Source organism: Streptomyces sp. LARHCF249, from assembly GCF_052871255.1.
The window spans coordinates 395755-411650 of the sequence record NZ_JBIXJQ010000007.1 but is presented as its reverse complement, the minus strand read 5'-3'; the positions used below and the strand labels follow the sequence as shown (position 1 = coordinate 411650).

Sequence of the window (15896 nt, the reverse complement as noted above, 5' to 3'; positions counted from 1 at the left end):
ACAGGAGCGGCCATGCCCGCAGCCCAGCCGTCCACCGAGCGGCTAGAAACAGAGCGAACAGAGCGTGCACTACCAGCCGCGGTACCGGCTGGCCTGTTGTCACCGAACCCCGCGAACTGCCCCCAGGTGATCCCATCATGATCGGTCGCATTCCCGTGCTGGACGTCCGCCCCGCCGTCGACTGCGGCGCCAGACCCGCCAAGGCGGTCGTGGACGAAGTCTTCGAGATCTCCGCAACCGTGTTCCGCGAGGGACACGACGCGGTCAACGCACACGTCGTGCTCCGCGACCCGAGCGGCCGGCTGCGGCCCCCCGTGCCGATGCGCGAGCTCGCCCCCGGCACCGACCGGTGGGGCGCGCGGATCTCCGCCGAGGTCGAGGGGAGGTGGACGTACACCGTCGAGGCGTGGAGCGACCCGATGGCCACCTGGCGTGCCCATGCCGCGATCAAGATCCCCGCCGGGATCGACACCGGCCTCACCCTCCTCGAGGGTGCCGAGCTCTACACCCGCGCGGCCGCCAGGATCCCCAAGCGGGACGGCCGCGCGACCGTACTGGCCGCCGCCGACGTCATGCGGGACGAGGACCGGGAGGTCGCCGTACGGTACGCGGCCGCCCTCGACCCGGCCGTGGACGCCGCGCTCGCGAAGAAGCCGCTGCGCGAGCTCGTCACCGCCGCGAAGCCCCTGCCGCTGCTGGTCGAGCGCAAGCGGGCCCTCTTCGGCTCCTGGTACGAGATGTTCCCCCGCTCGGAGGGGGCGGTCGTCGAGCCCGGTCGGGCCTCGGTCAGCGGAACGTTCCGGACGGCCGCCGAACGGCTGCCGGCGATCGCCGCGATGGGCTTCGACGTGGTGTACCTGCCGCCGATCCACCCCATCGGCTCCACCTACCGGAAGGGCCCGAACAACACCCTGTCCGCGGGAAGTTGGGACCCGGGCGTGCCCTGGGCCATCGGCTCCACCGAGGGCGGCCACGACGCCGTCCACCCCGACCTCGGCACCATCGAGGACTTCGACGCGTTCGTCGCGCGCGCCCGCGAGCTGCAGCTGGAGATCGCCCTGGACTTCGCCCTCCAGTGCTCCCCCGACCACCCGTGGGTGGAGAAGAACCCGCAGTGGTTCCGCCACCGCGCCGACGGGACGATCGCGTACGCCGAGAACCCGCCGAAGAAGTACCAGGACATCTACCCGATCCACTTCGACACCGACATGGCCGGCATCGTCGAGGAGACCTGCCGGATCCTGCGGTACTGGATGGACCACGGCGTCCGGATCTTCCGGGTCGACAACCCGCACACCAAGCCGGTGGTCTTCTGGCAGAAGGTGATCGCGGACATCAACAAGTCCGACCCGGACGTGATCTTCCTGGCCGAGGCCTTCACCCGCCCGGCGATGATGCGCGCCCTGGCCGCCGTCGGCTTCCAGCAGTCCTACACGTACTTCACCTGGCGCAACACCAAGGCCGAGCTCACCGAGTACCTGACCGAGCTCGCCGGCACCCGGTCGGCCTCCGTCATGCGGCCGAACTTCTTCGTCAACACCCCCGACATCCTCCACGAGTACCTGCAGAAGGGCGGCCGTCCCGCCTTCGAGGTCCGGGCGGTGCTCGCCGCCACCCTGTCCCCCGCCTGGGGCGTCTACGCCGGATACGAGCTCTGCGAGAACACGCCGGTGCGGGAGGGCAGCGAGGAGTACCTGAACTCCGAGAAGTACGAGTTCCGGCCGCGCGACTGGGCCGCCGCCGACCGCGAGGGCCGCACCATCGCCCCGCTGATCACCTCGCTGAACCGGATCCGCCGGCGCAACCCGGCGCTCCAGCAGCTGCGCGACATCCACTTCCACTCGACCGACAACGAACAGGTGATCGCCTATTCGAAGCACTCCGGGGGCAATTCCGTACTGGTGGTCGTCAACCTCGATCCGCACCACACCCAGGAGGCGACGGTGTCGTTGGACATGCCGGTACTCGGCCTCGACTGGCACGGGTCCCTCGCGGTGCGCGACGAGCTCACCGGCGAGACCTATCACTGGGGCAGGGCGAACTACGTGCGCCTAGAGCCGGGCCGCACGCCCGCGCACGTACTTGCCGCTCTGCGACCGTCCCCGCCCACCGGAGGGTCACCCACCACATGATGATCAACGACCCCGTCCACGACACCTTCGAGGACACCCCCGCCAAGGACCGCGATCCCGACTGGTTCAAGCGGGCCGTCTTCTACGAGGTGCTGGTCCGCTCCTTCCACGACAGCAACGGCGACGGCGTGGGGGACCTCAGGGGTCTCACCGCCAAGCTGGACTACCTGCAGTGGCTCGGCGTCGACTGCCTCTGGCTGCCGCCGTTCTTCGCCTCGCCGCTGCGCGACGGCGGCTACGACGTCTCCGACTACACCTCCGTGCTCCCCGAGTTCGGCGACCTCGCCGACTTCGTCGAGTTCGTGGATGCCGCGCACCAGCGCGGCATGCGGGTGATCATCGACTTCGTCATGAACCACACCAGCGATCAGCACGAGTGGTTCCAGCAGTCCCGCAAGGACCCGGACGGGCCGTACGGCGACTACTACATGTGGGCCGACAACGACAAGCAGTACCAGGACGCCCGCATCATCTTCATCGACACCGAGACCTCGAACTGGACGTACGACCCCGTACGCAAGCAGTACTACTGGCACCGCTTCTTCTCGCACCAGCCGGACCTGAACTACGAGAACCCGGCCGTCGTGGAGGAGGTCCTGTCCGCCCTGCGCTTCTGGCTGGACCTCGGCATCGACGGCTTCCGGCTGGACGCCGTGCCCTACCTGTTCGCCGAGGAGGGCACCAACTGCGAGAACCTGCCCCGGACCCACCGGCTCCTCAAGCGGGTCCGGGAGGAGATCGACGCGCACTACCCCGACACCGTGCTGCTCGCCGAGGCCAACCAGTGGCCCGAGGACGTCGTCGACTACTTCGGGGACTTCGCGAAGGGCGGGGACGAGTGCCACATGGCGTTCCACTTCCCCGTCATGCCGCGCATCTTCATGGCCGTACGAAGAGAGTCGCGCTACCCGGTCTCCGAGATCCTGGCCAAGACCCCGGCCATCCCGGACCGCTGCCAGTGGGGCATCTTCCTGCGCAACCACGACGAGCTGACCCTCGAGATGGTCACCGACGAAGAGCGCGACTACATGTACGCCGAGTACGCCAAGGACCCGCGGATGCGGGCCAACATCGGCATCCGGCGCCGCCTCGCCCCGCTGCTGGACAACGACCGCAACCAGATGGAGCTGTTCACCGCCCTGCTGCTGTCGCTGCCGGGCTCGCCGGTGCTCTACTACGGCGACGAGATCGGCATGGGCGACAACATCTGGCTGGGCGACCGCGACGGCGTGCGCACGCCCATGCAGTGGACTCCGGACCGCAACGCCGGTTTCTCCTCCTGCGATCCGGGCAGGCTGAACCTGCCGGTCATCATGGACCCGGTCTACGGGTACCAGGTCACCAATGTCGAGGCCGCGATGGCATCGCCCTCCTCACTGCTGCACTGGACCCGCCGGCTGATCGAGGTCCGCAAGGCGAACCCCGCCTTCGGCCTCGGCTCGTACACCGAACTGCCCTCGTCCAACCCGGCGGTACTCGCGTTCCTGCGCGAGTTCGGGGACGACCTGGTGCTGTGCGTGCACAACTTCTCGCGCTTCGCGCAGCCCACCGAGCTGGATCTGCGGTCGTTCAACGGGCGGGTCCCGCTGGAGCTCACGGGTGATGTGCGCTTCCCGCCGATCGGCGAGTGGCCGTACCTGCTGACCCTGGCGGGACACGGCTTCTACTGGTTCCGGCTGCGCGCCGAACAACGCGGCGAGCAGCGCGCCGACTAGGGACACGTCCCGGCAGGCCGGGTACGGGGCGGGCATCACGCGAATGGGTCAATCGCCCGCCCTGTACGGATCATCCTGACCCGACACTCGCACTTACCGGAGAAGCAACTGCCGCACATCCGGGACACTCTGCGCATTCTGTGACGGCCCGGGGAAAGGACGCGACGCCATGTCGGAGGCTGCATCCGCCCGGAGCCGGCTGACGGCCGATCGGGCCGCCCTGCTCACCGGGATCGGCCCGCTGGAACCGATGCTGCGGACCTGGCTGCCCACGCAGCGCTGGTTCGCGGGCAAGGGCCGTGCCATCGGCGCGCTCAGGACCGTCTCGGCGGCCGAACTGCTGCCGCCGGGGTCCGTCCCCGGACTGCTGCACCTGCTCCTCGACGTCGACGGGGACTGCTACCAACTCCTGCTGGGAATCCGCCCGTCCCTGCCGCCCGCGCTGGCCCACACGCTGATCGGCCATCCCGAGGAGGGCCCGTACGCGGGCCGGGCGGTGTACGAGGGGCTGGGCGATCCCCGGCTCGCGGCGATTCTGCTGGAACGGTTGCGCTCCCCCGGTGTGCTCGGGCCGCTGCGCTTCGAGCGGGACCCGGACGCGCCGGTCCCGGCCGGGCTCGCCCCGCGGCCGCTGTCCGGCGAGCAGACCAACTCCTCGCTGATCTACGGGGATTCGTACATCCTGAAGGTGTTCCGCCGGGTCGGCCCGGGGATCAACCCGGACCTGGAGCTGCCCAGGGCGCTGGCCGCCGCCGGCTGCGCCCGCGTCCCGGCCCCCGTCGCCTGGTACGAGGCCGACACGCCCGGCAGCGAGCCGCTGACCCTGGGCGTGCTGCAGCCGTACCTGCGCGGCTCCGACGACGGCTGGCAGCTCGCGCTGCGCCGGCTCGGCGCCGGGGACGACTTCACGGCGGAGGCGCACGCGCTGGGCCGGGCCACCGCCGAGGTGCACAGCGCGCTCGCCGCCGCCCTGCCCACCGTCGCGCTGGGCCCGGAGCAGACGGCCCGGCTCGCCGCCGGCATGACGGCCCGGCTGGCCGCCACCGCCCGGGAGGTGGCGGCGCTGCGGCCCTACGAGGCGGGGCTGCGGGGGGCGTTCGACGCGCTGGCCGCCTCCCGCGGGGCCGGGGTGCCGGCCCAGCGGATCCACGGGGACCTCCATCTGGGCCAGACCCTGCGCACCCTCGACGGCTCCTGGTCGTTGATCGACTTCGAGGGTGAGCCGGCCCGGCCGCTGGCCGACCGGCGCCGCCCCGAACCGGCCGTGCGCGACATCGCCGGAATACTGCGTTCCTTCGACTACGCCGCGCGCTCGCACCGGCCGTTCGCCCCCGCCTGGGCGGACGCCTGCCGGGCCGCCTTCTGCGAGGGCTACGCCCGCACCACGGGCCGCGACCCCCGCGAGGATCCGGTCCTGCTGCGCGCGTACGAGACCGACAAGGCGGTGTACGAGGCCCGCTACGAGTCCCGGCACCGACCCGACTGGCTGCACGTCCCGATGGCCGCGATCCGGCGGCTCGCCTCCGGCGGGGAGAGGGGCTTCGGCCGGGCCGGGTCGGGCGGCCCCGGGCCCGTCGCCCGCCCGGGGCTGCCACCCCGGACCGGCCCCGGAACCGGCCCCGGATCTGTTTCCGGCCCCGGCCACGGCCCCGGCCCCGGCCACAGCCCTGTCGAAGGGTTCTCCCCCACCCGTTCCCCCCAACCCCGCCCGCAGCCGCCTAGGAGGCCGCACACGTGAGCGCCGCTCGTCAGTCCCCCTCCACCACCACACCGCCTCCGGCTTCGGGCCGCGGGGCCCCCGCACCGGCACCGCGCAAACCCCCGGCTCCCCGGGCCCGCAAGGCACCCGGACGCGGGGTCCGGCAGGCGCCCGCGCTCGGCGGGGAGGAACGGGCCCGGCTGCTGGAGGGCCGTCACCACGACCCCCACGCGGTGCTGGGTGCCCGCACCGAGCGGGGCGGGGTGGCCTTCCGCGCGCTGCGCCCCTACGCCAAGTCCGTCACCGTCCTCGCCAAGGGGCTGCGGGCCGAGCTCTTCGACGAGGGCGACGGGCTGTTCTCCGGGCTGCTGCCGCTGACCGCGGTGCCGGAGTACCGGCTGCTGGTGGCGTACGACGGCGACGAGCTGGAGATCCACGACCCGTACCGGTTCCTGCCCGCCCTCGGCGAACTGGACCTGCACCTGATCGGCGAGGGCCGCCACGAGCAGCTGTGGAAGGCGCTCGGCGCCCAGCCGATGGAGCACCAGGGCGTGGCCGGGACCCGGTTCACGGTGTGGGCGCCGAACGCCCAGGGAGTCCGGATCGCCGGGGACTTCTCGTACTGGGACTCCGTCGCCTACCCGATGCGCTCGCTCGGCGCGACGGGCGTGTGGGAGCTCTTCCTGCCCGGCGTGAGCGCCGGGGCGCTCTACAAGTACGACATCGCGCGCCCGGACGGCTCTCACACCCTGCGCGCCGATCCGATGGCCCGGTCCGCGGAGGTACCCCCGGCGACCGCCTCGGTGGTCACCGCCTCCGGGTACGAGTGGCAGGACGCGGCGTGGATGGCGGAGCGCGGCGCCCGGCCCCCGCACCAGGCCCCGTTCTCGGTGTACGAACTGCACCTGGCGTCCTGGCGGCCCGGGCTCTCCTACCGGCAGCTCGCCGAGCAGCTCCCCGCGTACGTCAAGGAGCTGGGCTTCACGCACGTGGAGATGATGCCGATCGCCGAGCATCCGTTCGGCGGCTCGTGGGGCTACCAGGTGACGGGCTTCTACGCGCCGACCTCGCGGATGGGCACGCCGGACGACTTCCGCTTCCTCGTGGACGCGCTGCACCAGGCCGGGATCGGGGTGATCGTCGACTGGGTGCCCGCGCACTTCCCGCGCGACGACTGGGCGCTCGCGGAGTTCGACGGGCGGCCGCTGTACGAGCACAGCGACCCGCGGCGGGCCGCGCACCCGGACTGGGGAACGCTCGAGTTCGACTACGGCCGCAAGGAGGTCCGCAACTTCCTCGTCGCCAACGCCGTGTACTGGTGCGAGGAGTTCCACGTCGACGGGCTGCGCGTGGACGCGGTGGCCTCGATGCTCTACCTCGACTACTCGCGCGAGGAGGGCCAGTGGTCGCCCAACGAGCACGGGGGGCGCGAGAACTGGGACGCGGTGGGCATGCTCCAGGAGATGAACGCCACCGTGTACCGGCGCTGCCCGGGTGTGGTGACGATCGCCGAGGAGTCCACGGCCTGGAACGGCGTCACGCGGCCCACGGACGGCGGCGGGCTCGGCTTCGGCATGAAGTGGAACATGGGGTGGATGCACGACACCCTGCGGTACATGTCGAAGGACGCGGTGCACCGCAAGTACCACCACCACGACATGACCTTCGGGATGATCTACGCCTTCAGCGAGAACTACGTCCTGCCGATCTCGCACGACGAGGTGGTGCACGGCAAGGGCTCGCTGGTGTCGAAGATGCCCGGGGACTGGTGGCAGCAGCGGGCCTCGCACCGGGCGTACCTCGGCTTCATGTGGGCGCACCCCGGCAAGCAGCTCCTCTACATGGGGCAGGAGTTCGCCCAGGGTTCCGAGTGGCGGGAGGCGCACGGGCCGGACTGGTGGCTGCTGGACTCCTCGTACTCGGCGGCCGGCGACCACCGGGGCGTACGGGACCTGGTGCGCGACCTGAACCACGGGTACCGGCAGACGCCCGCCTTGTGGGAGCGCGACACCGTGCCGGAGGGCTTCGCCTGGGTGGAGGCGGACGCCGCGGAGGACAACGTGTTCGCCTTCCTGAGGTACGCGCAGGACGGCTCGCCGCTCCTGTGCGTGTCGAACTTCTCGCCCGTGGTCCGGCACGGCTACCGGATCGGCGTGCCGCAGGAGGTGCCGCTGTGGCGGGAGGTCCTCAACACCGACCTGGAGGCCTACGGCGGCAGCGGCGTCCACCACACGCAGCCGCTGCGCCCGGAGCCGGTGGAGGCGCAGGGCCGCGCGGTGAGCCTGCGCATGACCCTGCCGCCGCTGGCAACGGTCTGGCTCCGGCCGCTGGTGGCCGTCTAGCCGACCGGGGCGAGCTGCTCCTCCAGTTCCTGGAGGAGCTTGCGCTTGGCGCGTGCCCCGACCATCTGCCGGACGGGCTCGCCGTCGCGGAAGACGAGCAGCGTCGGCATGGACAGCACTCCGTACCGGGTGACGGTGGCGGGGTTGCTGTCCGCGTCGATCTGCACGACCTTGAGGCGCTCGGCCTCCTCGGCGGCGATCGCGGACAGCACGGGCGCGAGCTGGCGGCAGGGGCCGCACCAGTCCGCGGTGAACTCCACGAGGACGGGCCTGCCGCGCTCGCCGAGCACCACGGCCTCGAAGTCCGCGTCGGTCACTTCCGCGACGCCCTTGGCGTGGATCATGGTGAATTCCCCTCTCGGTCGGTCATCCGGTCATTTCGCAGCGCGGCGCCGCGGCTTCCCCGGCGGCCTCCTCGGCGACGGCCAGCTGGCGCGCGACCTGCTCCCGTACGTCGGCGAGCTGGCCGATGAGGCCGTCGAGCTCGGCGAGCTTGCGCCGGTAGACGGCGAGCGAGGCCGGGCAGGAGTCCCCTGACGGGTGGCCGGCCCGGAGGCAGTCCACGAAGGGGCGGGTCTCCTCCAGCTCGAAGCCGAAGTCCTGGAGCATGCGGATCTGGCGGAGCAGCCGCAGGTCGTCCTCGTCGTAGGTGCGGTAGCCGTTGCCCGTCCGCCGGGCGGGCAGGAGCCCGCGCGACTCGTAGTACCGCAGGGTCCGGGTGCTGGTTCCGGCCTGCTCCGCCAGTTCGCCGATGCGCATGCTGCGACCGTATTCCTTGACGCCGACGTCAAGGCAATGTGTGAGACCTGTGAGGGGTCTTGCGCCGACCGGCTCTGGCTGGAACCGTACGGCGTAGTGGATCTTCGGGTGCACCGATTACCGGACGGTCGCCGGGAATACCGGAAAAATGCCATAACTCCATAGGACGTTCCTACGAGTTATGGGCTTGTTTGATTGGTCTGTAGTCGCCGACGCCTGGCCACTTCTACGGTGTGCCGTGTGCACTCCAGCCCACCTTTCAATGCCCCCGCCGCGCGTCGTCTCCGCGCGGCCCTGGGCATGGCTCCCGGTCATGTCGCCTATGGCCTGCGTGCCCAGTACGGACTGATCGTCACGCCCGAGACCGTGATGGCCTGGGAGCGCGGCGAGATATCGCCCTCCTCGGCCGAGCTCACGGCCCTCGCCGGCGTCCTGTGGTGTTCTCCCGGGGAGCTGCTCGCCGAGCCGGTCACCCTGCGGGAGCACCGGATCTCCCGGGGGCTGGCGGCGGAGGAGCTGGCCCGGCGGATCGGGCTGGAGGCGAACGCGTACCAGAAGATGGAGGACACCGGGCGCTGGAAGGGCAACGAGCGCCAGTCCGCCGCCCTCGCCATGGTGCTGGGGCTGACGCTGGCCCAGTTCGTGACGGCCACCGGCAAGCACGAGGAGCTGGCGGACCTGCTGCGCAGTGCGGTGACCACGCGCTGGCAGGCGTACGTGAAGCCGCTGGGCAAACTGCTGCCGATCCCCAAGGCCCATCTGGAGCGGGTGCTGGAGCTGCTGCACGGGGACTACCAGTCGCGGATGGTGGCGACGCTCAGCTGGGGCGCCGGTGGCGGGGCCGGGAGCGGGGACGCGGGGCGGGAGTTCCTCGCCGATATCGTGGACCGGTTCTGGGGTCTCGCCGGCGGTGCGGCGTAGGACACGTCCAGGCGAACCGGACGACTGCCGGAACGGCCCCGGCCCGTCCCGGAGGGGGACGGGATCGAGGCCGTTCGGCGCAGGCGCAGGGGTCAAAGGTCCCGTGCCCCGGGGGCCGGCTAGAAGATGGACTCCGCCTCGTACATGCGGTCCTCGGGGACCGTCTTCAGCGCCGTGACGGCGGAGGCCAGCGGGGCCATCACGATGTCGGTGCCGCGCAGGGCGGTCATGTTGCCGAAGTCGCCGCGGTGCACGGCCTCGACGGCGTGCCAGCCGAAGCGGGTCGCGAGGACGCGGTCGTAGGCGGTGGGGGTGCCGCCGCGCTGGACGTGGCCGAGGATGACCGGACGGGCCTCCTTGCCCAGGCGCCGCTCCAGCTCGACCGCGAGGCGGTTGCCGATGCCGGCGAAGCGCTCGTGGCCGTACTGGTCGATGGCGCCCTTCTCGTACGGCATGGAGCCCTCGGCCGGGTGCGCGCCCTCGGCGATGCAGACGACGGCGAACTTCTTTCCGCGGGCGAACCGTTCCTCCACCATCTTGACCAGGGCGTCCACCTCGAAGGGGCGCTCGGGCAGGCAGATCCCGTGGGCACCGCCGGCCATGCCGGACTCCAGGGCGATCCAGCCCGCGTGACGGCCCATGACCTCGACGACCATCACGCGCTGGTGCGACTCGGCGGTGGTCTTCAGGCGGTCGATGGCCTCGGTGGCGACCATGACGGCGGTGTCGAAGCCGAAGGTGCGGTCGGTGGAGGAGATGTCGTTGTCGATGGTCTTCGGCACGCCGACGACCGGCATCCCGGCGTCCGACAGCATCCGCGCGGCCGTAAGGGTGCCCTCGCCGCCGATCGGGATGAGGGCGTCGATGCCGTAGCGCTTCGCCAGTTCCTGCGCGTTCTCGGCGGCCTCGTGCAGACGGGCGCGCTCCATGCGGGCCGAGCCGAGGATCGTGCCGCCGCGGGCGAGGATGCCGCTGACGGCATTGATGTCGAGCGGGCGGAAGTTGCCGTCGAGGAGGCCCTTGAAACCGTCCTCGAAACCGATGACCTCGTCTCCGTGGCCGACCAGGGCGCGGTGTACGACCGACCGGATGACAGCGTTGAGACCGGGGCAGTCGCCGCCCGCGGTGAGAACTCCGATACGCATCGTGCTGTGTCTCCTGCCGTACATGAAGAAGGGCGTAATGAGGAAGCCTGTCCGATTGTTCCACGGGCCGGGGGTGCCGCGCGTCTCGTGCAGCTCCGCCCGCAGGGCCTTTCGACCCCTCCGGCCAGGCCTTTTTCCCGGCGGGCGCCCTATCCACCGGCAGAGGTATTGTCAAGAGGTCAAGCCGCATTAAATGGACATTCACAGCATGGACGGAGAGCACGCGTGACGCGCAGCGTGTACGTGACCGGCATCGAGCGGGGGGACGGCCGCCAGGTCGTCGAACTGGGGATCATGGAGCTCCTGACCCGGCAGACAGGCCGGGTCGGCGTCTACCGCCCGTTGCTCCACGACAGCCCCGACCGGCTCTTCGATCTGCTCAAGGCCCGCTACCGGATCGATCAGGACGCCGCCACGGCCTACGGCATGGAGTACCAGGAGGCCTCGGCGATCCTCGCCGAGAAGGGCACCGACGAACTGGTCTCGCGACTGGTCGACCGCTACCACCGGGTGGCCCGCGATTACGAGGTCATGCTGGTCCTCGGCACCGACTACGCCGACACCAACCTCCCCGACGAGCTCGCGCTCAACGCCCGCCTCGCCAACGAGCTGGGCGCGGTGGTCGTTCCCGTCGTGGGCGGCGTCAAGCACCCCGCCGACGCCGTGCGCGCCGAGGCCCGCAACGCCTACCGCGCGTACGAGAGCCTGGGCTGCCACGTGGTCGCGATGGTCGTCAACCGGGTGGCCGCCGAAGACCGCGACTCCATAGCCGAGCGGCTGGCCGCCCGGCTCCCGGTGCCCTGCTACGTACTGCCGGACGACAAGTCGCTCTCCGCCCCGACCGTCGCCCAGATCACCCGGGCGCTCGGCGGCGAGGTGCTGCTCGGCGACGACGCCGGGCTGGCCCGCGACGCCCTGGACTTCGTCTTCGGCGGGGCCATGCTGCCGAACTTCCTGAACGCCCTGACCCCGGGCTGTCTGGTCGTCACTCCCGGGGACCGCTCCGACCTGGTCATCGGCGCACTGGCCGCGCACACCTCGGGCACTCCGCCGATCGCCGGTGTGCTGCTCACCCTGAACGAGCGCCCGGGCCCGGACATCCTCACGCTGGCCTCGAAGCTGGCGCCGGGCACGCCCGTGGTGTCGGTGGCCGGCAACAGCTTCCCGACCGCCGCCGAACTCTTCGCGCTGCAGAGCCGGTTGAACTCCGCGACCCCGCGCAAGCTGGAGACCGCGCTCGGCCTCTTCGAGCGGCACGTGAACACCGGCGAGCTGCGCGACCTGCTGTCGGTGGCCCGCTCCGAGCGCGTCACCCCGATGATGTTCGAGCACGAGCTGCTGGAGCGGGCCCGCTCCGAGCGGCGCCGCGTCGTGCTGCCCGAGGGCACCGAGGAGCGCGTGCTGCGCGCCGCGGACGTGGTGCTGCGGCGGGGCGTGTGCGACCTGACCCTGCTGGGCGAGGAGCCGGCCATCCTGAAGAAGGCCGCCGACCTCGGGATCGACATCTCGGGCGCACAGCTCATCGACCCGGCGACCTCCCCCCTGCGGGAACGCTTCGCCGAGTACTACGCCGCGGTCCGCGCCCACAAGGGCATGACCGTCGAGCTGGCCGGCGACGTGGTCACCGACGTCAATTACTTCGGCACCCTGATGGTCCAGGAGGGCCTGGCCGACGGCATGGTGTCCGGCTCGGTGCACTCCACCGCCGCGACCATCCGCCCGGCCTTCGAGATCATCAAGACCAAGCCGGACGCGTCGATCGTCTCCTCGGTCTTCTTCATGTGCCTGGCCGACCAGGTCCTCGTCTACGGCGACTGCGCCGTCAACCCGGACCCCGACGCCGAGCAGCTCGCCGACATCGCCGTCCAGTCGGCCGCCACCGCCGCCGCCTTCGGCGTCGAGCCGCGGATCGCGATGCTCTCGTACTCCACCGGCACCTCGGGCAGCGGAGCGGACGTGGACAAGGTCCGCAAGGCCACCGAGATCGTCCGCGAGCAGCGCCCCGATCTGCTGATCGAGGGTCCGATCCAGTACGACGCGGCCGTGGAGCCCTCGGTCGCCGCGACCAAGCTGCCCGGGTCCGAGGTGGCCGGCCGCGCGAGCGTGCTGATCTTCCCCGACCTCAACACCGGCAACAACACGTACAAGGCGGTGCAGCGTTCGGCGGGCGCCGTGGCGGTCGGCCCGGTGCTCCAGGGCCTGCGCAAGCCGGTCAACGACCTCTCGCGCGGCGCGCTGGTCCAGGACATCGTCACCACCGTGGCCATCACCGCGATCCAGGCCCAGTCGCAGCCGCAGCCGCAGGCCGCCCGGTAACCCCCACCGCACTCGAAGGAAAGACCCGCATCGTGACCGCATCGCGCGTACTCGTCCTCAACTCCGGCTCGTCGTCGGTCAAGTACCAGCTCCTCGACATGGCGGACCGGTCCCGGCTCGCGGTCGGCCTGGTGGAGCGCATCGGCGAAGGGACCTCCAGGCTGGTCCACGAACCGCTCACCGGGCCCGGCGCCGCAGGCGGACGGCGGGAGCAGCTCGGCCCGATCGCCGACCACGAGGCGGCGCTCAAGGCCGTGGCGGCGGAGCTCGCGGCCGACGGAATGGGCCTGGACTCCCCCGAACTGGCCGCCGTGGGGCACCGCGTGGTGCACGGCGGCACGAAGTTCACGCAGCCGACCGTGATCGACGACGCGGTGCTGGCGGAGATCCGCAGCCTGATCCCCCTCGCCCCGCTGCACAACCCGGCGAACGTGACGGGCATCGAGGTGGCGCGCGGGCTGCGCGCGGACATCCCGCAGGTCGCCGTCTTCGACACGGCCTTCCACTCCACGATGCCGGAGCACGTGGCGCGGTACGCCATCGACGCGGCGACGGCGGACAAGTACTCCATCCGGCGGTACGGGTTCCACGGGACCTCCCACGCCTACGTCTCGCGGGCGACGGCCGCGCTGCTCGGCCGGCCGGTGGAGGACGTGAACGTGATCGTGCTGCACCTGGGCAACGGGGCCTCGGCCTCGGCCGTCCGGGGCGGTGTGTGCGTGGAGACCTCCATGGGCCTGACCCCGCTGGAGGGCCTGGTCATGGGCACCCGTTCGGGCGACCTGGATCCGGCGGTCATCTTCCACCTGGCCCGGGTGGGGGGCCTCTCGGTGGATGAGATCGATTCGCTCCTGAACAAGAAGAGCGGTCTGCTGGGCATGTGCGGCGACAACGACATGCGCGAGGTGCTGCGCCGGGCGGGCGAGGGCGACGAGACGGCGGGCGTCGCCTTCGCGGCGTACATCCACCGGCTGAAGAAGTACATCGGCGCCTACGCGGCGGTGCTCGGCCGGGTGGACGCGGTGGCTTTCACGGCCGGGGTGGGCGAGAACGCCCACCAGGTCCGCGAAGCTGCCGTGGACGGCCTCGGCGAGCTGGGCCTGGTGCTGGACCCGGAAGCCAACGCGGTGCGCTCCCCGGAGCCGCGGCTGGTCTCGGCGGACCATGCGCGGGTGGCCGTGGCCGTGGTCCCGACGGATGAGGAACTGGAGATCGCCACCCAGGCGTATGCGTTGGTTACCCAGTAGTCACTTTGGACTTTCCACCAGACGGAATATTCCGCTACGAAACAAACCGATAGGATCCGCTCCATGCGCCGTTCCAAAATCGTCTGCACGCTGGGCCCCGCCGTCGACTCGTATGAGCAGCTGAAAGCGCTCATCGAGGCAGGCATGAACGTGGCCCGATTCAACTTCAGCCACGGATCCCAGGCAGAACACCAGGAGCGGTACGACCGCGTCCGGAAGGTCTCCGAGGACACCGGGCGCGCCGTCGGCGTACTCGCCGACCTCCAGGGCCCGAAGATCCGTCTGGAGACCTTCGCCGAGGGTCCCGTCGAGCTGGTGCGCGGTGACGAGTTCACCATCACCACCGAGGACGTCCCGGGCGACAAGTCCATCTGCGGCACCACCTACAAGGGCCTGCCGGGCGATGTCGGCAAAGGCGACCAGATCCTGATCAACGACGGCAACGTCGAGCTCCGGGTGACCGAGGTCGAGGGCCCGCGGGTCAGGACCATCGTCATCGAGGGCGGTGTCATCTCGGACCACAAGGGCATCAACCTGCCGGGTGCCGCGGTCAACGTCCCCGCCCTGTCGGAGAAGGACGTCGACGACCTCCGCTTCGCCCTGCGGATGGGCTGCGACATGGTCGCCCTGTCCTTCGTCCGCGACGCCAACGACGTCAAGGACGTCCACAAGGTCATGGACGAGGAGGGCCGCCGGGTCCCCGTCATCGCCAAGGTGGAGAAGCCGCAGGCCGTCGAGAACATGGCGGCCGTGGTCGACGCCTTCGACGCGGTCATGGTGGCCCGTGGCGACCTGGCCGTCGAGTACCCGCTCGAGAAGGTCCCGATGGTCCAGAAGCGGCTCATCGAGATGTGCCGCCGCAACGCCAAGCCGGTGATCGTCGCGACCCAGATGATGGAGTCGATGATCACCAACTCCCGCCCGACGCGCGCGGAGGCCTCCGACGTCGCCAACGCGATCCTCGACGGCGCGGACGCGGTCATGCTGTCGGCCGAGTCCTCGGTCGGCGCCTACCCGATCGAGACCGTCAAGACGATGTCGAAGATCGTCACGGCGGCCGAGGAGGAGCTCCTCTCCAAGGGCCTCCAGCCGCTGGTCCCGGGCAAGAAGCCCCGTACCCAGGGCGGCTCCGTCGCCCGCGCGGCCTGCGAGATCGCGGACTTCCTCGACGGCAAGGCGCTCATCGCCTTCACCCAGTCCGGCGACACGGCCCGCCGCCTGTCGCGCTACCGCGCCACGCAGCCGATCCTGGCCTTCACCACGGACGTCAACACCCGCAACCAGCTCACCCTGAGCTGGGGCGTCGACTCGTACGTCGTCGCGCACGTGAACAACACCGACGCGATGGTCGACCTGGTGGACGGCGAGCTGCTCAAGCTGGGCCGCTACAACGAGGGCGACACCATGGTCATCACGGCCGGCTCGCCCCCCGGCGTCCCCGGCACCACCAACATGGTCCGGGTGCACCACCTGGGCGGCGGCGCGCGCGACTGACGTCGCCCGCACCGCTCGAAACTCTGCCGCCCTCGGGTTTTCCCGCTGTTATTCCGGCGGGCCGATGTAGTTCTTCAGGCCCGGCACCGTGAGCGTGCCGCCGAACTGGCCGGCCTGGACGACCTT

The 15896-nt window shown here is 70.9% G+C and carries 11 protein-coding genes; 8 read left to right on the top strand and 3 right to left on the bottom strand.

What is annotated here, in order from left to right; genetic code table 11:
- The first annotated feature begins 137 nt into the window (after positions 1-137).
- The 4 genes from ACIPUC_RS22875 to glgB all read left to right on the top strand — a co-directional run bounded on the left by ACIPUC_RS22875 (position 138) and on the right by glgB (position 7888).
- Positions 138-2132, top strand: a complete 1995-nt coding sequence (locus ACIPUC_RS22875; protein WP_446591728.1) for a maltotransferase domain-containing protein — start codon at positions 138-140, stop codon at positions 2130-2132.
- Positions 2129-3847 carry a maltose alpha-D-glucosyltransferase gene (gene treS, locus ACIPUC_RS22870; RefSeq protein ID WP_446591727.1) on the top strand — a complete coding sequence of 573 codons (1719 nt, stop codon included), beginning with the start codon at positions 2129-2131 and terminating at the stop codon, positions 3845-3847. The genes ACIPUC_RS22875 and treS overlap by 4 nt, the downstream gene beginning before the upstream one ends.
- Before the next feature lie 169 nt (positions 3848-4016).
- A complete protein-coding gene (locus tag ACIPUC_RS22865) occupies positions 4017-5585 on the top strand; it encodes a maltokinase N-terminal cap-like domain-containing protein (protein WP_446591726.1) in 1569 nt (522 codons plus the stop codon).
- Complete coding sequence (gene glgB / locus ACIPUC_RS22860) at positions 5582-7888, top strand: 1,4-alpha-glucan branching enzyme (RefSeq protein WP_446591724.1); 2307 nt, start codon at positions 5582-5584, stop codon at positions 7886-7888. Before ACIPUC_RS22865 ends, glgB begins: the two co-directional genes overlap by 4 nt.
- Here the strand turns inward: glgB and trxA are convergent.
- Together trxA and ACIPUC_RS22850 are read right to left on the bottom strand one after the other, a co-directional pair.
- Entirely contained in the window at positions 7885-8232 is a 348-nt protein-coding gene (gene trxA / locus ACIPUC_RS22855; protein WP_446591722.1) for a thioredoxin, read from the bottom strand. The genes glgB and trxA overlap by 4 nt on opposite strands.
- 22 nt (positions 8233-8254) lie before the next feature.
- Complete coding sequence (locus tag ACIPUC_RS22850) at positions 8255-8647, bottom strand: MerR family transcriptional regulator (protein ID WP_446591720.1); 393 nt, start codon at positions 8645-8647, stop codon at positions 8255-8257.
- A 300-nt stretch (positions 8648-8947) separates the two neighbouring features.
- Here ACIPUC_RS22850 and ACIPUC_RS22845 point away from each other — a divergent pair, with 300 nt between their 5' ends.
- Complete coding sequence (locus ACIPUC_RS22845) at positions 8948-9568, top strand: XRE family transcriptional regulator (RefSeq protein WP_446591719.1); 621 nt, start codon at positions 8948-8950, stop codon at positions 9566-9568.
- 119 nt (positions 9569-9687) lie between these two features.
- Here ACIPUC_RS22845 and ACIPUC_RS22840 read toward each other — a convergent pair whose 3' ends face one another.
- The gene (locus ACIPUC_RS22840) at positions 9688-10713 is read right to left on the bottom strand and encodes an ATP-dependent 6-phosphofructokinase (RefSeq protein WP_446591718.1); all 1026 of its coding nucleotides are present in this window, start codon (positions 10711-10713) and stop codon (positions 9688-9690) included.
- Between the two features lie 225 nt (positions 10714-10938).
- Between ACIPUC_RS22840 and pta the strand changes: the two genes are divergently transcribed.
- The 3 genes from pta to pyk all read left to right on the top strand — a co-directional run bounded on the left by pta (position 10939) and on the right by pyk (position 15770).
- Entirely contained in the window at positions 10939-13029 is a 2091-nt protein-coding gene (gene pta, locus ACIPUC_RS22835; protein ID WP_446591717.1) for a phosphate acetyltransferase, read from the top strand.
- Positions 13030-13061: 32 nt separating this feature from the next.
- Complete coding sequence (locus ACIPUC_RS22830; protein WP_446591716.1) at positions 13062-14276, top strand: acetate kinase; 1215 nt, start codon at positions 13062-13064, stop codon at positions 14274-14276.
- Between the two features lie 63 nt (positions 14277-14339).
- Positions 14340-15770 (top strand): pyruvate kinase, encoded by a 1431-nt coding sequence (pyk, locus tag ACIPUC_RS22825; RefSeq protein ID WP_446591715.1) that lies wholly within the window; start codon positions 14340-14342, stop codon positions 15768-15770.
- Positions 15771-15896: the final 126 nt, after the last annotated feature.